This is a genomic window from Nonomuraea sp. NPDC049714 (genome assembly GCF_044465295.1).
GTDB lineage: Bacteria > Actinomycetota > Actinomycetes > Streptosporangiales > Streptosporangiaceae > Nonomuraea.
This window is the reverse complement of record NZ_JBITLM010000024.1, coordinates 22,618-40,363: the sequence shown is the minus strand read 5'-3', so window position 1 is coordinate 40,363 and position 17,746 is coordinate 22,618. Positions and strand designations below refer to the sequence as shown.

The following is a 17,746-nucleotide window of genomic DNA, read 5'->3' as shown; positions in this document are numbered from 1 at the left end:
GGGCTGAGGGCCAGGCCCTCGCCCGGGCAAGCGGGCGAGGGCTCGGCGGGGTGCGGGAGGCGAGGCGGAGTCGGCATGGTCAGGCGGCGCCGAGCTCGGCGAGCGCGTCGTCGTCGTTCTCCAGGGAGGCGAGCCACTCCTGCGCGGCCAGGGCCTCGCCGTGCGCGGCCTGGACCACGGCGGTCAGCTCGGCACGCAGCCCTTCCAGCAGGTCGGCCGCCTGGACGGCGAAGCCGGCGATGTGCGCGGCCGGGCAGCTACCGGCCAGCCGCAGCAGCTCGGCGGCGTCCGCGCGGGGCAGACGGGCCAGCAGCGCGGCGATCGCGTCGGGCTCCGACACCTCCTGCGGCTCCGCCTCCTCCGCCTGACCCATGAAGGCCTGGCAGGCGCTGCACAGCTCGCCCAGCATCAGCGGGTCGGGCACCCAGGCGCACCCGCCGATGCACGCGGCGTTCTCGGTGCAGCCGCACATCCGGCAGGCCGGGCCATCGCTGTCGGCGTCCAGGACAGCCGACAGCTCGGCGATCGCCTCCTGGACCTCGGGATCGCGCTGCGCGTCCCGGATGGCCGCCAGCAGCAGGTCGCCGGCGAGCTCGTAGGGGCGGCGGCCGGCCTGCCGGCACATCGCGGTGTAGGTGCGGATCTGCCGCTCGCCGAGCACGTGGGTGGTGAAGCGGGCCTGCGGCACGCCGGTGCTCTTGTCGAGGTGGCGGACCAGACGCGGCGCGTCGACGCTCAGGGCGGGGGTGGTGTCGGTGGTGTCGGTGGTGCTCATGCGGCCGCCTTGGCGGCCAGCGCGTAGGCCAGGGCCAGCAGCGCCCGTGGGATCAGCGCGTCCTGCTCGGGCAGCCGGTCGAATTCGGCGGCGGCCCGGCCCAGGTGGACGGCGATCTGCTCAGCCGGGCCTCCGGCGATCGCGTAACAGGCGGCCAGCAGGGCGTCGATGAGCGCGATCTCCTCATGGACGGCCAGCGGGTCACCGCGGTGCTCGTCCAGCGCCCGGGCGGCCGCGGTGAGGTAGCCGACGCCGCGCCCGGAGTGGTCAGTGCTGATCGCGGCGTGACCGGCGCCGATCAGGCACGCCAGCGCGACATGATCGAGAACATCGAGGCCGGCGCTCTGCTTGGCGGCCCGAGTGACGGCGGCCAAGCGGCGGGCGGCCTGGCCGCTGTAGGAGCGGGTGGCGATGGCGGCCAGGTTCGGCGGCACGGAGCCAGTCGCGGGGATGGCAGTGGTGATGGACATGGGTCATCTCCCTTGAAGGGGCTGGATGAGGCGGGGGTGCTCGGGGGACAGCAGGGCTGTCGCCTCGGGGATCTCGAACAGCGCGTCCATGCCGGCGGTGCGCCGGGCATGGCGGGTCCGGGCGGCGTTGGCGCGGTGCAGGGCTTGGTCGCAGGCCAGGTGGCAAGTTATGGCGAATAAGAGGTAACGATCGCCAGGCGTGGAGTGCCTGGATCGTGGGAGTCGCGCGCGAGATGCACGAGATCTCGACACCTTCTTCTCGGAAACTGCATCCATGTCTGGTTGGCTGTGATCATGATCAGCAGCGACTCTTTGTCTAGACCTGACCCGATCGCTTATCTCGACCAGGTGGCCGCCAGCGCGGCCGGCCGGGGCTATAAGCAGCAGGTGCTGGAACTGCTCGATCTCCAGCGCGGGCAGACCGTGCTCGATCTCGGTTGCGGGCCGGGGACCGACCTGGCGGCGATGGCAGCCGCTGTCGCGCCGACCGGCCAGGTCATCGGGATCGATCGGGATCCGGCGATGATCGCGGAAGCTCGTAGCCGCCTCGCGGGACAGCCCTTGATCGAGGTTCGCTCCGGCGATGTCCATGCGCTGCCGCTGGAGGAGAGCGTTGTCGATCGAGCTCGCACCGACCGCGCGCTCCAGCATGTCGCTGATCCGGCGCAGGTGCTGGCGGAGTTTCGCCGGGTGGCTCGGCCCGGCGGGCGGATCGTCATGGCCGAACCCGACTGGGAGGGGCTGCTGATCGACTCCCCTCAGCCGGCCATGAGTCGAGGGCTGAGCCGATTCTTGGTCGCGGAGATGGTCCGCAACGCGACCATCGGCCGCAGCCTGGCCCGGCTGTGCGTGGAGGCGGGCCTTATGGTGCGGACTGTGGCGACGGTGGCGCCGGTATTCCGTGACTTCACCACGGCCGATCAGGTGTTCGGGCTGCGTCGCAACGTGGTCCGGGCCATCGATGCCGGTTATCTCGAGCCCGAGGCCGAAGGGTGGCTCGAAGGGCTCGGCTCTCAGCCGTTCCTCGCTTCGACCCTGTTGTTCTTGGTGGCGGCTGACGTTCCGGGGTGATGGCGAGCTTGATCGACTGTTCATGCTGAGCCTCCAGGCAGGCTGTCGCGCAAAACGGTGAGCGGGATGAACGCCGCTTGGGGGGCCGAGGTCCTTGGGGGTCGGCCCGGTGAACACCACCCGCGACCGGGTGACCGGATGCGGTTCGCCGTGCACGGCAGTGCACGGCTGGCCGGGGTGACGGTCGCACTCGCCGGCGGATTCGCACCACCCGCCGGCGCGTTCGAACCGGATGCGGTCGCTGATCTGCGGCCAGTCGGCCGGGTAGCGGATCTTGTTCTCGGGTCGGATGGGCATCAGGCGCTCAGCTCCCAGCCGTGGCAGGGCTGGCAGGCGCCGTAGCGGCGGGGCAGGCAGTAGGGCTGCTCGATGCCGCACTCGGGGCAGATCCGGCGGGCCCGCAGCGCTTTGCCGATCGCCTCCAGCTGGGCGGCGCTGGGCTGGCGCTTGGGCTTGGCCAGCGCCCGCTCGTACAGGTAGGCGACGCCGATGCCGCGCGGCACGCCTCGGGCGCCGCTGGTGCGCCGGGTGCGCCACATGAGCTGCGCGCACACCTGCTGGCCGCCCGGCCGCAGCCCGTCGGCGGCCAGTTGGCGTTTGGTGGCCAGCCCGAGCGGGGCCATCCGCCAGGGGTAGGTGGGGATGCCGCCGAACCGGGACCCGTCGGGGTCCCAGAACGGCATCCGCGCGCTGCCCCTGCTCATGAGGGGTTCTCCGGCGCCGCCGGAGACGCCGTCTGAGGCGCGCCTTGGGCGGCGCGCATGGCGTCGATCACCTCATCGGGCACCCACCGGCCGGAGGTGGGCAGGAGCGCGCCGTGGCCGTTGGCCTTGGCCCAGGCGCGGGCCTGCTTGGTGTCGTAGTCGGTGCCCGGCCGGTAGCGCCGCGGGCCCGGCAGGCGGGCACGACGCTCGCCGCCGATGATCTCCTTGGCCTGACCGAGCCGGGCCTTGGCCTGATCCAGCTGCGCGGTCAACCGCGCGATGTCCCGTTCGGCCTCAGCGATCACCTGGGCGGCGAACGCCTGACGCTCCTTACGCTTTTCCGCCTCGACCAGGCAGCCCCGCAGAACTGCCACGGCGTGCTCCAGCTTGGCCCGCGCCCGCTTGACCTGCGGGTCGGGGCAGGCGGCCGCCAGGCGCAGCAGCTCACGCACGTCGGCCTGGGCGAGGGCCACCTGGGTGGGGGAAGCGCCCGGCACGTGGGGCACGCCGTGCTCGTCGAGCAGCAGCCCCTCACGGGCGGCGAGTCGGCGCACCGCGGCGACCGGCCAGGTGGTGGCGTCGGCGATCTTGGTGACGTTGACGCTCTGCCGCAGCATGGCCAGCACCCGGGCCTCGCCCTGGACGGCGGCAGGGGTGGAGGTGGCGCTCATCCGGCCACCACCTGCGGCGCGTCGGGCCGGCCGGGGTGGCAGCGCGGGCAGCAGGTCAGCCAGCCGCGGGCGTCGACGGCCTGGCGGGCCACCGGCAGGCACTGGCCGCACCAGGTCGGCCGCCCGTCCAGCGGCGCGAGCGCCTCCAGCAGCGGCCGCACCCTGCGGACCAGCGGGATCGCGGTGGAGTCCTCGCTGAGCCGTCCGGTCAGCGCGGCCGGGGTCCAGCCCACGGACAGCAGGTCCATCACCGCTTCGTGGCAGTCCCATCGGCCGGGGTCGCCTGCGCGGGTGACCGCCTCGATGAGCTGCCCGGCGCGGTCGGACAGCGCGCCGGGCAGCAGCGCCTCCCACAGCCCGTACGGCTCGCCGTCGGCCTTCAGGGCGGCGCTGGTGCGCCTCCAGTCGACGCCGAGCGCGCCGAGCTGGTCGGCCACCGCCAGGGCCCGCCACGACGAGGTGTAGTCGCGGCGGCCCTGGATCGCCTCGCCTTGCCAGTGCGCGATCAGCCAGCGCGACCTGTCCTCGTCCTCGCGCGGGTCGCGGCTGCGGATCAGCAGGCCGGGCTCGCGGGTGGTGTAGGCGGTGGTGGTGGCGAGCTGCTCCTGCTCGGAGAGGTAGAAGGCGTACGGGACCGGGGTGAGCACGATGTCGGCGCAGATGACCGCGGTGCCGGTGCCGGTGCCGGGGGCGGTCATGACAGGACTCCCAGCGGCAGCGCGACCACCAGGCACACCAGGGCGGCCAGCAGCAGGTCCACGGCCGTGCGCAGCCTGCGGTACTTGGTCACCGCCAGCTTCGACAGGCGCAGCGCTTCGCCGGCCAGGCGCTGTTCGAGGTTGGCGTAGGCGCCGAGCATGGCCAGCAGCTCGCCGGCGTCTTTGGCGGCCGCGTGCCGGACGAAGCCGTACCCCGCGCCGGGGGCGGGCAGTGCGGGGCGGATCACCCACAGCAGGACGGTCACTGCGGCGGCCAGCAGGGCCGCGCCGGTGCTGACCGCGAGCAGGGGAAGCAGCGGAAGGCGGATGACGCTGGCGGTGGCCGCCAGGATGGCGAACGCGGTGCCCGCCCATCCCATGAGAGCGGACGCCTTGGTGTCGATGCGGGCCAACTCCGCGCGCACAGCGTCGCCTTCACGCTGCAGCGCGGCGGGCGCCCCGGGGAAGGCGGTGACGCGGCCACCGACTCGATCGGCGGCCGGGATCTGGGACATGATGGTGCTACCTCCTGATCTAGGGATTGGTGGGGTTGCGGGCGCGCCCGTCGTGGCCGGTCTTGGAGGAAAGGTCCACGGTGGTGCGCGCCCGTCTGCGTGGGCTCAGCCGGTGACCTGGACGTCGGCGCGGCATCCGGGGCAGTGCAGGAAGACCGGGCCTTCGGGCTGGTCCAGCGCGCTGGCCGGTAGGTGCAGTTCGCCGCCGCAGGTGCCGCAGTACATGAGGAGGATCTTGGCCATTGCGGGATCTCTTTCGTGATCGGGTGTGGGGTACGGCGGTGCTGGTCAGGCGGCGCTCTGGCCGGCCTGGGTCCGGGCGTGGGACAGCGCGCGGCGGCGCATGGTGATCGTGGGCGTGCCGTACTGCACCAGGTCCAGGAGTTGCTCGGCGCGGGTGGTGGTGGCGGCGTGCTGGTCGAACATCGCCGTGATGCAGGCGTCGCCGTCAAGGCCGAAGGTGGTCAGCCGGTTGGCGGCGACGTCGTCGACGAAGGCCTCGCGCGCGCCCACGACGACCGCCCGCCCCAGCAGCGTCAGGCCCACCAGAGCCACCAGCAGGCCTGCCAGCCAGGCCGGCCAGGCCAGGCCCAGCCCGGCCGCCAGGGCGACGATCAGGACCGGCAGGGCGCGGTCCAGCCACACGCCGACACGGGTAAACGGGGTGGCGGCGCAGACGATCTCGTGGGCCAGGGCGCCGGCGGCCGCGCGCCCGGCCGGGCTGTCCGGGTCGGCGTACAGCAGCGCCTGGTCGACGTGCAGGACGGTGGCGGGATGGCAGTCGGTCTCCTGGACGCCGACCAGCGGGTCGACGTCCGGGTCGACGTCGACGCCCGGACTGACGGCGAGCGTGATGGCCGGCAGGCCGGTGGCGGTGCCGAGCTGCAGCGCCAGGCGGGCCAGGTCGGCCAGCGCGGCCTCGGGGGCGGGCTGCGGGGCCGCCGGGGTGGTGGGCAGGGTCATGAGCGTTTTTCCTTTCAGACGGCTACGCCGGTGAGGAACACGGCGAGCTGGTTGGCGGCGGTGATGAGGCCGTCGAAGACGCCGTTGACGGTGGCGGCGGCCTCGGCCGGGCGGGTGAACAGGTAGAAGACGACGAAGGCGAGGACCACGTACGTGGCGACCTTCTTGATGCGCATGGCGTGTTCCTTTGCAGGGGTGGTGGACGGGTTCGCCGGGGGCGGGTGTCAGCGCACGAGGGCGTCGGACCAGTCGGCCAGTAGGGCGGGAAGGTCGTCGGGGGCGACCAGGACGGCGCGGGCTTTGGAGCCGTCGGCGGGGCCGACCACGTTGCGGGCCTGGAGTTCGTCCATCAGGCGGCCGGCCGTGGCGAAGCCGACGCGCAGCTTGCGTTGCAGCATGGAGGTGGAGCCGAACTGTGTGGTGACGACCAGTTCGGCGGCTTGGCTGAGCAGCGCTTGGTCGTGCGGGCCGGGCTGGGAGCCGTCAGCGATGCCGGTGGTGCCGCTCGTGTCGTGCGCCGTGGTGGTGAGCGTGGGGGGCGGGGTGCGGTTCTGCCTGGTCCAGTGCGCGCAGATCCGGGCGATCTCTTTCTCGGTGACGTAGGCGCCTTGCAGCCGCAGCGGTGCGGACATGCCGGTGGGCAGGAACAGGGCGTCGCCCTGGCCGATCAGGTCCTGGGCGCCGACCTCGTCCAGGATGACCTTGGAGTCGGTGCCGCTGGAGGTCTCGAACGCCATCCGGGACGGCATGTTGGCCTTGATCAGGCCGGTGACGACGTCGACCGAGGGCCGCTGTGTGGCCACGATCAGGTGGATCCCGGCGGCGCGGGCGAGCTGGGTGATGCGGACGATGGCCTCTTCCACGTCCTTGGGGGCCACCATCATCAGGTCGGCCAGCTCATCGATGACGGTCAGCAGGTAGGGCTGCGGGTCACGGCCGCGCAGGCGGCCGGCCGCGATGGCCCGGTTGTAGTCGTCGACGTGCTTGACGCCCGCCTTGGCGAGCAAGTCGTAGCGGCGGGTCATCTCCGTGACCACCCACGCCAGCGCTTCGGATGCCTTCTTCGGGTTGGTGATGATCGGCGTGATCAGGTGCGGGATGCCCTCATACGGCGCGAGTTCGACGCGCTTGGGGTCGATGAGGATCATGCGGACGGCCTGCGGTGTGGCGCGCGTGAGCACGCTGCAGATCAGCCCGTTGACGCACACGCTCTTGCCACCGCCGGTGGCCCCGCCGATCAACAGGTGCGGCATCTTGGCGAGGTTGGCCACGATGGTGCGGCCCTCGATGTCGCGGCCGAGGCCGGCCGTCAGCGGGTGCCGTTCGGCGGCGAATTCCGGCGAGCGGATCACGTCGCCGAGCATCACGATGTCGCGGTCGGGGTTGGGGATCTCCACGCCCACCGCGGCGTGTCCCGGCGCGGGGGTGAGGATCCGTACCGACGCTGAGGCGGTGGCCAGCCCGAAGTCGTCTTTGAGGTTGGTGACCGTCTTGACCTTGACGCCGCGGCCGGGCTTGATCAGGTATCGGGTGACCTGCGGGCCCCGGATCAGTCCGGCGACGACGGCGTCGACGTTGAAGTCGGCCAGGCAGGTGGTGAGCGCGGCCACCACGGTGTCGTTGGCCTGGGTGCGCTCGCGCACGGCCGGCCCGGTCTGCAGCAGGGTGAGCGGCGGCAGCACGAAGGCATCCTGAGGCACTGCAGCCGTGGCGGCCGCTGCGGCGGGCGGGGTGTCAGGCCCGGCGCCGGCGGTCTCCTCTCCGCCCTCTTCGTCTTCGCTGTCGTCTTCGTCGCTGTCGTCGCGGGTGGGCGCGGCCGCGCCGGAGGCCGTCAACGGCGTATCGAACGGCGTGCTATCGGCGATCAGCTCAGGGTCGATCACCCGGCCGGGCAGCACCCGGGGGGCGGGCGAGGCATCGAACGTGACGGGTGCGGGCTGCTCATCGGTCTCGGCGGGGGCGAGCGGCTGAGGCAGGGCCGGCGGCAGTGGCGAGACGACCAGCGGCACCGAGCTGGCGGGTGACTGTCCGGTCTGCGGGGTGACGGCGGCCGCGCCGGTGGCGCTCTGGCGGGCGGGGGCGGGCAGGCGCAGCGCCCGCACCCGGCGGACGGCCTCGACGGCGGGCACGCCGCAGGCCACGCACAACCCGGCCAGGGCCAGGGCCAGCAGGGCCAGCACCACCACGACCATGGGCAGGATCGCCGCGAGCGGGGCGGCGGCGACCAGCCCGAGTAGACCGCCGGCGGCCCGGGTCGCGTCCGGGGACGGTGATCCTGCGGCCAGGTGGACGATGCCGCAGATCCCGGTGAGCATCATCGCCGCGCCGGTCGCTCCCCGCGCGGTCGCTGGGCCACGGTCGGGGCGGCGGAAGATCCGCCAGGCGAGCGTGGCGGCCAGGAGCGGCGCGGCCATGGTCAGCGCCCCGGCCGACAGCCGGGCGGCCTGATCGACGGTGGCGGCCCATGACCAGGGCGTCAGGTGCCAGAGGGCGAGCGCCAGGGCGACGGCGGCGGCGAGCACGGCCAGGGCGCTGCCATCGCGCAGGTCCTGGACCGCCGGCGCCTGGTCGTCGTCATCACGCCCGAGGGCGCGCACGGCGATGCCCACCGACCGGGAAGCCGCCCGCCACAGACCGGTGATGAGCCAGGCGGCCGCGGCGGCCACGTCGACGCTGCCGCTCTTGCGGGAGCGGCGAACCGGCTTACGGGCCGCGCCGGCGGGCTTGGCGGCAGTACGGGAACGGGCAGCGGTGTGGGGCTTGCGGGCGGTACGGCGGCGGGTTGCCATAGTGGGCTTCTCCTCAGCGAAACGATCATGAAAAGGTTCATCATGGTGGGGGGTGCGGCCCTCCCGCGATCAGCGCGGCCCGAAGCTTCGGCCCAGGGACGGCACGCGGGGGCGGGCGCTCACCACTCGTTGTCGTACAGATCCACGCGCCCGGCATCGAAGGTCACCGGCTCCGACCGCTTGGCGCGCTCGGCGGCCCGGACCGCGGTCACGATCTTGTGGGCCAGAGCGCAGGTCAGGCTGATCACGAGCATGGCCAGCCACGGGTCGGTGGTGACGGCCAGGAACACCGCCCACCCGACCACGCCCAGCAGGGCCGTCGTCTGCAGCATCGGCAGCAGGACCTCCCAGGGCGACGGCGGGGAAACGAGCGGCAGGCGGGACGGGCGGGCGCCGGGTGCAGGGCTCCAGGTCACGGGAAAACGCGCCTCCTCCGGTCGGTACGTGGCAGGTCTCACGGTTACGGTGCGTGCGCGGCCGCCTGGCCGCGCGAGAGGGTTTGCGGTGCTGTCCCGGGGTGTTTCACAGTCGTTGTTTGACATCCCGGGTCCTTAGGAAAACCAAGATCATTAGGCGATTTGTCTGTTTAACGGCGGAGGGGCCGTTGTTAAACAACGGGGGCCAAACAACGCCCGCGAAGACCCCCGATCGGTCACCGTGCGTAGCTGAGTTCGGGGTGGGGTTCGGTCTCCAGGACGACGTAGCGGCCGCGGGCCGCGGTCGCGTCGATGTAGCCCTGGCTGGCCAGCAGCGGCAGGGTCTGCCGGACCCAGGTCCCCGAATGGCCGGTGCGCGCCTCCACCGCTTCGTACAGGTCCTTGGGCGCGAACTCGTTGCCCACGCCGATCCCGGCCAGGATCTCTACCAGGACCGCCATCGCCTCGGCCTTGGACATCTTGGGGCCCTCCGGCGGCTGGCCGGGGAACTCCACGTCCGCGGCCTCGTTGCGGACGAACTCGCCCGGCTCGGCCGGCTCGCCGGCGCCGAGTTTGACGTCGTCGGTCGCGGCGCGCAGCTCGGCGGCGGTCTCGAAGGCCAGGTCCGGGTCGTCGTCGCGGTCCACCATCTCTGCGAACGACGCCGCCAGCTCATCGGCTGCCTCGTGCTTCATCTGGTTCTCCTCTTCGGGGGTGAGCTCGTCGGGGTCGTGGTGGTCCGGCTGAGAGGGGATCAACATGGCGATGCCGTCCAGGGTCGGCGGGCGAAGGGACGTGGCCGCCGGCGCTGTGACGGCAGGTGCGGCCGTGGGGCCGTGGGCGGCCGGGTTGAAGGAGTGCTGGCGCGGCGCGGCGTCACGGGCGGCGACGCGGCTGGCCAGGAACTCGGCATACGGCTTGCCGAGCGACTCGGCGGTGACCGGGTCCAGGTCCTGGAACAGGTGCCGGTACTCGGTGACGGCCGCCTGCAGGTCGGCCTCGCCGATGTTGTCGTAGCGGGCGGGCATCGTCCGGCGCGCCTTGGGCACCCACGGCGCCTCCATGTAGACGTAGCCGGGGTTGTCGGTGCCCCACGCCGACGGGTCGGCGCCCAGGTCGACCAGCCGATCTGAGAGCACCATCCGGCCGTCGATCTCGTCTTCCACGCCGAAGGACTGGCCGGCGCCGAACATGGCGCGGGCGTCGGTGTCGACCTTGGTGTGCGAGGCGCGCTGCACCTCGTAGTCGATCCAGATGCCCACCGAGCGGCAGCGCTCCACGATGGTGGTGACCGCGTCGACGCCGACCAGCGCGCCGGCCTCGGCGAAGTGGATGGAGACGAACTTCAGCCCGCACCCGGGCACCCAGTTCTTCAGGTGCTTGCCCAGCAGGTTGGCCGACGGGTTGCCCAGGTAGGCGGCTCGCGCCGGGATGGTGTGGTTGACCAGCCGGGTCAGCAGCCAGCGGATCATCGTGGTGTTGCTCGCCACGTAGGCGGCGGCCTGGTCGATGCCGTGCAGCGACTGCTCGGCCTTGACCGAGTCGCACAAGATCAGCGCCGATTCGGCGCGGCAGGCGATGGCGAAGTCGCTGACCTGCCCGGCCTCGCTCTTGCCGGCGCCGGGCATGCCCGCGGTCAGCAGGTGCGCCACGACCTTGGGCCTGCCGGCCACCTTGGTGTGCGGCAGCACCATGACCAGCGGGGAGCCGTCCCGGTACAGGCCGACCCGGATCGGCTCGATGATGTTCTCGCCGGGGCCGTCCGGCCCCCGCCACGGGATCGGGCGCTCCAGAGCGTCTTTACGCGGCACCATCAGCAGCAGCTTGTTCTGGAAGCCGCCGACGATGGCGGTGGCGCCCTCACGGATGCCGCCCGCCCACGACTCGATCCGCGGCAGATCTTCGGTGATGTCCTCAGGGACCTGGCCGGGCCGCAGCTCCACCCCGGCCATCAGCCGCTCCTTGGAGTCCTCCAGCACGGTCAGCTGCGAGCCGTGCGCGGCGGGCAGGTTCTCCGCCGTCCAGGCCCGCCACTCCGCCGAGCGGTCCTTGCCGCCGGCGGCCTGACCTGCGGTGGTGGCCAGCTCGCCGCCCTCGCCGTGGCGGGCATGGCGCATGTTGTGCGCGATCGCCAGGGTGATGCCGACCGCGACGAAGCTCAGCATCACCTCCACGTGGTAGCCGACCCCCACCACCAGCATGATCAGCGTCAGCGGCGCGGCGACATCGGCCACCTCCAGCGCCTTGCGCCACCACTTGCGCTGATGCGACAGCTTCCAGCGCAGGCAGCTCAGCGCCACGGCGGAGGCGCCGAACAGCAGCCCGCCCAGCCACTCGACCTGCCAGGCGTAGAAGGCCAGTTGCAGCACTGCGGCGGCCGCGAAGGTCAGCGGGATCAGCGCCCACGGGGCGCCGATGCGCAGTGCCTTGGGGAACTCATAGCCCTGCTCACGGTCGGTGCGCCGGTCGGTGCTCATCTGCCGCGACAGCTTGCGCATGGCCCGGGCCGCGCCGCGCTCGTCGTCGAATCCGTTCATGGTGTGCCTCACACGTCCAGCGGGTCGTGATCGGGAGACTTCGTCTTGCCTTTGCGCCGACGCAGCTCTTCCAGCTCCACGCCACAGAACTTCTCGATCCGCGGGTAGATCCGCTTGGCCGACAGCCGTACCGCGCGCAGCGCGACCGTGGCGGTGTAGAGGGTGGCCACCGACCGCGACGCCTTCCAGCCGATCGACTTGCCCTCCCCGATCTGGTTGGCCTTGCAGTACTTCAGCATCGCGATCAGCGCGCCGCGCAGCTCGTGGGCGCGGCACTCCAGCTCGGTGATCAGGTCAAGCGCGATCTTGTCGAGTTCGCGGCTGTAGGCGCGTACGTCCTCGGTGGTCCTGGTCGGCAGGTTCGCGAGATCTTCGTGTCGGGCCATGCGCTACTCCTTCGGGTTGTGGGTCACGAGGACCACCACGCCGCCGGACGGCGGCGAGGGGTCGTGGGGGCCGGCCAGGTGAGGCGCGCCCGGCCGGGCGCGCTCGAACGTCTCCGGCTGGCCGCCCAGCTCAGCCAGCAGCTCGCCGGGCCGGTCGTCGTGGGCGGAGTCGCGCAGGTGGGGGTAGGGGTCGGGCCGGCCCAGAATGCGCCGGTCGGCGGCGCTCATCCGCGGCTCGACCCAGTCAGCGCCGATCCGCAGCCAGTACCAGACCAGCCCCCCGGCCAGCACCACCAGCGCGGCGCCGATCACCAGCGCGACCAGCGCGGCGCCGACCGCGCACGCCACCGTCAGCAGCCCGGCGGCCAGCACCACGCGGGCGTAGCGGCGCCAGATCCGGCCCGGACGGCGTAGATCCCGCTCGTTGCGCCACAGCGCCCGGGGATCGATCCCGGCGTGACCGGCCCGGACCCCCAACGCGATCGTCCCGGCCAGCACCACAGCCGCTACCAGCCAAAACAGCGGCTCGGTGACCACCGAACCCCCTTGTGAAACAGACCAAACAGACGAAACAGACAGCGTTTCGAGGCCAGGGCCAGGCTTGGGGTTGGCGTGTCCGGTCAGGGCCGCGACCACGGCGCGGGCGCTCATCGCCCGCTCCCGGCCTGCTCGGCCCAGTCCAGCCAGCAGCACACGGTGCGGCACGTCGGCTCGGCGCGGACCTCGTAGACATCGACCAGGTCCTTGACCAGGGCCAGCCCGCGGCCGCCCTCACCGGCGGGCCGGGCCGCCTTGACCAGCGCCGGTCCCAGGTCGATGCAGGTCACCCCGACGCTGTGGGACTGGCGGTCCAGCTCCACCTGCAGCGCGTACCGGCCGCCCGTCGCCCCGGAGGCCGAATGCAGCACGGCGTTGGTGGCCAGCTCACTCACCACCAGGGCGACGTCGTCGGCGCGCGGGCAGCCCGCCGGCAGGCAGCTCAGCACCCATGCGCGGGCCTGGCCGATCGATTCGGGGCAGCCGGGGAACACCTGCCGGTGGGCGGCTGGGACGGTGATCGTGCTCGTCATCTACGCCACCCCCGCCCGATGCGTCGACGGGACGGCCGACTGCGCCAGCAGCCGCGACGGCCGCGCCCCCGCGAGCGGGAGCTGGCCGTGCCCGGCCAGGCATTCCCGCACGTAGACCAGCGGATCCGTCTCGCCGAGCGCGGCGGCCGCCACACTCGCCCGGGAGGCGGCCAGCAGCTCGCTGTAGGCGGCCGCCAGCAGCACCAGCTCATCGCGCGCCGGCGTCTCGGTCCTGGTCGTGCTGGTGAGCATGGTGGTCATGACGTCGCCCCCAGCAGGTAGGCGACGGCCTGGTCCAGGTCCAGGTGGTCGATCTCGCGGCCCAGCGGCACCCACCGGCACGTGGCCTCGACGAACTTGCGCAGCACCGAGGTGGCCACGTGGAACTCCATCGGCAGGGCGCCGTGCTCGGGGGTCAGCGTGACCACCGTGAAACCGTCCGCCTCATGCGGGCCGATCAGGATCAGGTCCTCGCCCGCCGGCCCCTCCAGGCCGTCGATCAGTAACGCCCGGCCGAACAGGTACGACACCGTCTGGCGGCCCGCGTTGTCGACGAAGGCCAGCGTCACCGCGAACGGGTCGCCGATGTCGTAGCGGAGCATCGCGTTGATCGGCTGCCGATCGATCGACCACATCAGCAGGCCCTGGACGATGGGGAGGCTCTTCATGCCGCCACCCCCCTGACCAGTTCCTCCCGGAGCGTGGCGGCCGTCTTGGGGGCGCACCGCAGCGTCGTGCGGATCTCCTCCGCAGTCGGCTGGGAGCTGATCCGTGCCTGGCCGATCAGCTCGTGCAGGATCTGCCGGTGCTCCTCGATCGATCGACGCGGCGCCGGGCCGTCCCCCGCTACGGGCAGCTGGATCGATCGACGCTTGCGTCGATCGACGGCAGGCTTGGCGTCGATCCTCTTGGACTCGATCGGCTTCGGCGCGGCCTCGATCGATCGACGCTTGGGAGGATCGATCCGCTTGGGCTCGATCGGGTCGTCGATCGACGCGGCGGGCGTCGCCACCCGATGCACCGGAGTGAGAGGGAATCGATCGACGGGCATGACCGGGGGGACCGGCCGTCCGATCATCAGGCCGCCGACCATGGCCACCTGGCCCGCCTTGATCGCCTTTCGATCGGCCTTGGCCTGGCGGCGCATGATCTGGCGGGCCAGCCGGCGCTCGCGGCGGCAGGCCTCCGGGCCGACGCCGTAGCGGTCGATCCACGCCGCCCGCCAAGCCTCATCGGGGCAGTAGGCGACGCCACGCGCGGCGGCGATGCTGGCCGCCTGCCACGACAGCCGCGGGTAGCGCACCCGCCGCCACAGCGCCGTCCGCAGCTCGCTCAGCGACCGGCCGCTGTTGCGCTGCCTGCGGGCCATCACGGTCAGCTCCCACAGCCCGACCCCCAGCAGGGAGGCCAGGCCGCGCACGAGGCCGACCTGCAGCCCGTCATCGCCGAACGCGGTACCGGTCACGCCGTGCCAGACGTTCATGCCGGCCGCGGTCAGCGCCAGCAGCCACGTCCAGGCCCGCAGCCGCCCGGTCGGCCGGGCGGCCTCCAGCGCCGTGTGCGTCAGCCAGGCCAGATACCAGGCGCTGCCCTCCAGCGCCACCGGCACGGTGAACGCCAGCGCGCCGAGCCTCATGATCTGCTCGCCGAACTCCAGCTGGCCGTCCCACGCGATCGCGATCGGCGCGCCCATCGCGATCACGCCGACCAGCAGCGGCACCCGCGCGCTCACCGCGCCGGCCACCGCGTGGAAGGCCTGCCGGCGAGCCTGACCGCGCGCCTTGCGCCGCTTGATCCGCTCCACCTGGGCCTGCTGTTTGAGCTGCAGCCGCTCCCGGCGGGCTTGGACCTGCGCCTCGTGACGCTCCCTGCGCTGCTTCTCGGCCTGCTCAGCGCGCTGTGCCTCGATGCGCAGCATGGTCTCGGCGCGCGTCGCCTCCGCCTGCGCCAGGCGCGTCTCAGCGTCGGCGGCCGCCACCGCGCGGGTGGCCTTCGGGTCCCAGTAGGTCGTCATCAGGCACACCGCCCCACGTCACCGGGCAGCTCGGCGTCGCCGCTGGGGGCAGCCCTCGTGATGATCTCGGCGGCGACCTTCTCGGCGCTGCGCCGGCGCCACCACAGCAGCCCAGACCACCAGCCGCCGCGCGGGCGGACCAGCAGCTCGACCACGTCGGCGACGTCGGCCAGGCCCTCCTCCACCGCGTCCCGCACGGCCTCGACCTCGTCGGCCCGCTCATCCATGCGCTCGCCGAGCGTGGTGGTCAGCTCGCGCACCGCGCTGGCGACGTCGGCCGTCGGCGAGGCGGACGTCACCACCGCGGCGCTGGCCAGACCGCGCACCGCGGTGGCGATGTCGGCCAGGTCCGACCGGATGGCGGTGGCTTGGCGGATCTCGGCGCGCAGCTCGGCGAGCTCGCCGGCGACGGCCAGCATTGCGGTCGCGGTCGCGGCCTGAGCGGCGTACAGCGCCGTGGCGGCGTCCCGCTCCTGCAGGATCACGTGGGTGTCGTCGTAGTACGGGGTGGAGAAGTGGCGCTCGTCGGCCGCGTAGGCCAGCAGCGCCTTGGCCTGCTCGGCGGAGGCGGCGGGGGTCCGTGCAGGCGGGGTGATGGTCATCGGACCGCCTCCTGGCACTGGGCGCAGGAGGCCTTGTGCTGGGTGACCTCTGTGGGCGTCGCGGTGATCAGGATCAGTGTGAGTGCCGCGCACTTGACCGCGCTTGATGCAGCAGCTCCGACGATGCTCGTTCGCTTCCCCATTCAGGCCACCGCCTCTGCGTCAGCGATGGTGATGGCACCGTTCCGCAGTGCCTCGTACACGGCTCTGGCGTAGAAGCGCAGCTCCCGGCCGCCGGGGGTCCGGAGTGCGGGCAGCTGGCCCTTTGCGGCCCACCGCGCGACCGTCTTGGGGTCGACGCGGAAGAGGATGGCAACCTCTTTCGAGGTCAGCAGCCTGTCGCCGAGCGCGGACAGATCAGCGATGATTGTCATGAGTCGGGTTTCCCTTCAGGTGTCGCGACTCGCCGCGGCCTCGGTGCACCACCACCGGGGCCGCTTTGCATTGAGAACCGGACATCGGTCGCGTGCAGCACGCGGCTCGCACGGAGAACGTAACGCTTTTCGCGAAAAGCATCAAGGTAGCGTGCGAGTAAGAGTCCTGAGCACTTACTGTGAAAAGCAGTAAGGTTTCGGACTCTTGATCAAGGGAGGGGACATGGCTGATCAGCAGTGGGTCAGCACGTCGGTGCCATACCTGACCGCTCAACCGCCAGGCCACAGCGAGGCGTGGGCAACCGCGGCGGCCGCCGAGAATCGCCGCGGGACCCAGCGCATCGTGGAAGCTGGCGAGACCGTACCGCCGGCAGAGATAGCAGGCCTCCTGGGGCTCTCGCCTGAGGAGACGGCCATAGTGCGGCGGCGCGTGATCTACCTCGATGACGTCCCGCTGGAACTGACCGACTCCTACTACCCGGCCGCCATAGCCCAGGGATCCGCCCTGGCTGTGCCGCGCCCGATCCGGGGCGGCGCGATCACATTGCTGGCCAAATTGGGACATGTAGGACGGCGTGTGGTGGAGGAGGTGGGCGCCCGCCACGCCACCGACGCCGAACGTGAAACCTTCGGCCTGGCGCCAACGAGCCCCATCCTGGTGCTCACGCGAGTGATCCTGAACGATCAAGGCCAGCCCATTCAGGCGGACATGATGGTCACCCCTGCCAGCGCCCAGCGGCTTCGCTACGAAATGATGATCTGATGAGCGCTCGCCGAATCGTCGACTCGCGTCCGATTCATCAACGGATCGCCGCAGCCTTGCGTGAGGAAGTCTTGTCGGGCGAGCTCGCCGCTGGAGCCAACTTGCCATCAACTCTCCAGCTCACCGAGCGCTTCGGGGCCTCGAACGCCACAGTCCAGAAGGCGTTGAAGCTCTTGAAGGAGGAGGGCCTGGTAGTTGGCCGTGCGGGGGCCAGCGTTAGCGTGCGCCAACACCGCCAGCGCACTATTCGGCCGGCCGACTTCGTGGCGCCGGCACCACCGAACGAGTCTTATCCGTGGATCGCCAAGGCCAACCAGCGTGGCTGGCAGGCCAGTAGCAGGCTTCTGGAAGTCGGCGAAGTACGCCCGCCGCAGGATGCGGCGGCAGCGCTGCAGCTCACCGAGACCGGCACCGCCGTCATGCGCAGGCAACTGCTCGTGCTGGACGACGAACCAGCGGAGCTTGTGACCTCCTACTACCCGACAGAGATCGCCGCTGGTACTGCCCTGCTGGAGCATCGCAAGATCCGCGGTGGTACTCCCACCTTGCTGGCCAGCATGGGATACCCGCCCCGCAAGTGTGTGGACCACGTCTCGGCGCGAGTCCCTACCCAAGAGCAGTACGAACTCCTGGAGCTGCCCAGCGAGCTGCCGATCCTCCGGACCTTTCGCGTGGTGTACAGCGACAACGAACGTCCTATCGAAGCCACGATTATGGCCAAGGCCGGACACCTGTACGAATTGCAGTACGAGTTCTCGTGATACGGCAGAGCTCATCTAGCTCCTCCAGGTAAACGGGACACTCGGTGCACGAGACACACGGCTCGCACTAGTCCAAAGTTAACTTTGGACTAGTGCAAAGTCCACCCCGTCGGCTGACTTGAACTAGTGCATTACGCTGAAGTTGCACTAGTCCATCTCGCCGTGTT

23 protein-coding genes are annotated in these 17,746 nt (G+C 71.6%); 3 read left to right on the top strand and 20 right to left on the bottom strand.

All coding sequences use genetic code 11. The features are described 5' to 3' along the window. Positions 1-79: 79 nt before the first annotated feature. Complete coding sequence (locus ACIBQX_RS49025) at positions 80-775, bottom strand: hypothetical protein (RefSeq protein WP_397017412.1); 696 nt, start codon at positions 773-775, stop codon at positions 80-82. Continuing rightward, on the bottom strand, positions 772-1,245 hold the full coding sequence (locus tag ACIBQX_RS49020; RefSeq protein WP_397017410.1) for a hypothetical protein: 474 nt from the start codon (positions 1,243-1,245) through the stop codon (positions 772-774). The genes ACIBQX_RS49025 and ACIBQX_RS49020 overlap by 4 nt, the downstream gene beginning before the upstream one ends. A 294-nt stretch (positions 1,246-1,539) precedes the next feature. Here ACIBQX_RS49020 and ACIBQX_RS49015 point away from each other — a divergent pair, with 294 nt between their 5' ends. After that, complete coding sequence (locus ACIBQX_RS49015; protein ID WP_397017408.1) at positions 1,540-2,316, top strand: methyltransferase domain-containing protein; 777 nt, start codon at positions 1,540-1,542, stop codon at positions 2,314-2,316. Positions 2,317-2,612: 296 nt separating this feature from the next. Here ACIBQX_RS49015 and ACIBQX_RS49010 read toward each other — a convergent pair whose 3' ends face one another. The 18 genes from ACIBQX_RS49010 to ACIBQX_RS48925 form a co-directional block, all read right to left on the bottom strand. Further along, complete coding sequence (locus ACIBQX_RS49010) at positions 2,613-3,020, bottom strand: RRQRL motif-containing zinc-binding protein (protein WP_397017406.1); 408 nt, start codon at positions 3,018-3,020, stop codon at positions 2,613-2,615. Further along, complete coding sequence (locus tag ACIBQX_RS49005) at positions 3,017-3,691, bottom strand: hypothetical protein (protein WP_397017404.1); 675 nt, start codon at positions 3,689-3,691, stop codon at positions 3,017-3,019. The genes ACIBQX_RS49010 and ACIBQX_RS49005 overlap by 4 nt, the downstream gene beginning before the upstream one ends. Next, positions 3,688-4,389 (bottom strand): hypothetical protein, encoded by a 702-nt coding sequence (locus tag ACIBQX_RS49000; protein WP_397017402.1) that lies wholly within the window; start codon positions 4,387-4,389, stop codon positions 3,688-3,690. Before ACIBQX_RS49000 ends, ACIBQX_RS49005 begins: the two co-directional genes overlap by 4 nt. Then, the gene (locus ACIBQX_RS48995) at positions 4,386-4,904 is read right to left on the bottom strand and encodes a Pycsar system effector family protein (protein WP_397017400.1); all 519 of its coding nucleotides are present in this window, start codon (positions 4,902-4,904) and stop codon (positions 4,386-4,388) included. Before ACIBQX_RS48995 ends, ACIBQX_RS49000 begins: the two co-directional genes overlap by 4 nt. Before the next feature lie 105 nt (positions 4,905-5,009). Continuing rightward, positions 5,010-5,147, bottom strand: a complete 138-nt coding sequence (locus tag ACIBQX_RS48990; protein WP_397017398.1) for a hypothetical protein — start codon at positions 5,145-5,147, stop codon at positions 5,010-5,012. Positions 5,148-5,192: 45 nt separating this feature from the next. Continuing rightward, on the bottom strand, positions 5,193-5,867 hold the full coding sequence (locus ACIBQX_RS48985; RefSeq protein WP_397017396.1) for a phage holin family protein: 675 nt from the start codon (positions 5,865-5,867) through the stop codon (positions 5,193-5,195). Between the two features lie 14 nt (positions 5,868-5,881). Further along, positions 5,882-6,043, bottom strand: a complete 162-nt coding sequence (locus ACIBQX_RS48980; RefSeq protein WP_397017394.1) for a hypothetical protein — start codon at positions 6,041-6,043, stop codon at positions 5,882-5,884. 48 nt (positions 6,044-6,091) lie between these two features. Beyond that, the gene (locus tag ACIBQX_RS48975) at positions 6,092-8,656 is read right to left on the bottom strand and encodes a DNA translocase FtsK (RefSeq protein WP_397017392.1); all 2,565 of its coding nucleotides are present in this window, start codon (positions 8,654-8,656) and stop codon (positions 6,092-6,094) included. A gap of 119 nt (positions 8,657-8,775) precedes the next feature. Beyond that, positions 8,776-9,072: a hypothetical protein gene (locus ACIBQX_RS48970; protein ID WP_397017391.1), complete on the bottom strand. Its 297-nt coding sequence runs from the start codon at positions 9,070-9,072 to the stop codon at positions 8,776-8,778. A gap of 236 nt (positions 9,073-9,308) precedes the next feature. After that, positions 9,309-11,609 carry a hypothetical protein gene (locus tag ACIBQX_RS48965; protein WP_397017389.1) on the bottom strand — a complete coding sequence of 767 codons (2,301 nt, stop codon included), beginning with the start codon at positions 11,607-11,609 and terminating at the stop codon, positions 9,309-9,311. Between the two features lie 8 nt (positions 11,610-11,617). Further along, entirely contained in the window at positions 11,618-11,995 is a 378-nt protein-coding gene (locus ACIBQX_RS48960; protein WP_397017387.1) for a hypothetical protein, read from the bottom strand. A gap of 3 nt (positions 11,996-11,998) precedes the next feature. After that, the gene (locus tag ACIBQX_RS48955) at positions 11,999-12,532 is read right to left on the bottom strand and encodes a hypothetical protein (protein ID WP_397017385.1); all 534 of its coding nucleotides are present in this window, start codon (positions 12,530-12,532) and stop codon (positions 11,999-12,001) included. A gap of 110 nt (positions 12,533-12,642) precedes the next feature. Beyond that, positions 12,643-13,065 (bottom strand): ATP-binding protein, encoded by a 423-nt coding sequence (locus tag ACIBQX_RS48950; protein ID WP_397017383.1) that lies wholly within the window; start codon positions 13,063-13,065, stop codon positions 12,643-12,645. Then, positions 13,066-13,326, bottom strand: coding sequence for a hypothetical protein (locus ACIBQX_RS48945; protein WP_397017381.1), 261 nt, complete (start codon positions 13,324-13,326; stop codon positions 13,066-13,068). Further along, complete coding sequence (locus ACIBQX_RS48940; protein WP_397017379.1) at positions 13,323-13,733, bottom strand: SsgA family sporulation/cell division regulator; 411 nt, start codon at positions 13,731-13,733, stop codon at positions 13,323-13,325. Before ACIBQX_RS48940 ends, ACIBQX_RS48945 begins: the two co-directional genes overlap by 4 nt. Then, positions 13,730-15,079, bottom strand: coding sequence for a DUF2637 domain-containing protein (locus ACIBQX_RS48935; RefSeq protein WP_397017377.1), 1,350 nt, complete (start codon positions 15,077-15,079; stop codon positions 13,730-13,732). The genes ACIBQX_RS48940 and ACIBQX_RS48935 overlap by 4 nt, the downstream gene beginning before the upstream one ends. Beyond that, positions 15,079-15,681 carry a hypothetical protein gene (locus ACIBQX_RS48930; RefSeq protein WP_397017375.1) on the bottom strand — a complete coding sequence of 201 codons (603 nt, stop codon included), beginning with the start codon at positions 15,679-15,681 and terminating at the stop codon, positions 15,079-15,081. Before ACIBQX_RS48930 ends, ACIBQX_RS48935 begins: the two co-directional genes overlap by 1 nt. 143 nt (positions 15,682-15,824) lie before the next feature. Further along, a complete protein-coding gene (locus ACIBQX_RS48925; RefSeq protein ID WP_397017373.1) occupies positions 15,825-16,055 on the bottom strand; it encodes a helix-turn-helix domain-containing protein in 231 nt (76 codons plus the stop codon). Positions 16,056-16,278: 223 nt separating this feature from the next. Here ACIBQX_RS48925 and ACIBQX_RS48920 point away from each other — a divergent pair, with 223 nt between their 5' ends. Together ACIBQX_RS48920 and ACIBQX_RS48915 are read left to right on the top strand one after the other, a co-directional pair. After that, positions 16,279-16,818 carry a GntR family transcriptional regulator gene (locus ACIBQX_RS48920; protein WP_397017371.1) on the top strand — a complete coding sequence of 180 codons (540 nt, stop codon included), beginning with the start codon at positions 16,279-16,281 and terminating at the stop codon, positions 16,816-16,818. After that, positions 16,818-17,579, top strand: coding sequence for a GntR family transcriptional regulator (locus ACIBQX_RS48915; RefSeq protein ID WP_397017369.1), 762 nt, complete (start codon positions 16,818-16,820; stop codon positions 17,577-17,579). The genes ACIBQX_RS48920 and ACIBQX_RS48915 overlap by 1 nt, the downstream gene beginning before the upstream one ends. The last annotated feature ends 167 nt before the right edge of the window (positions 17,580-17,746 follow it).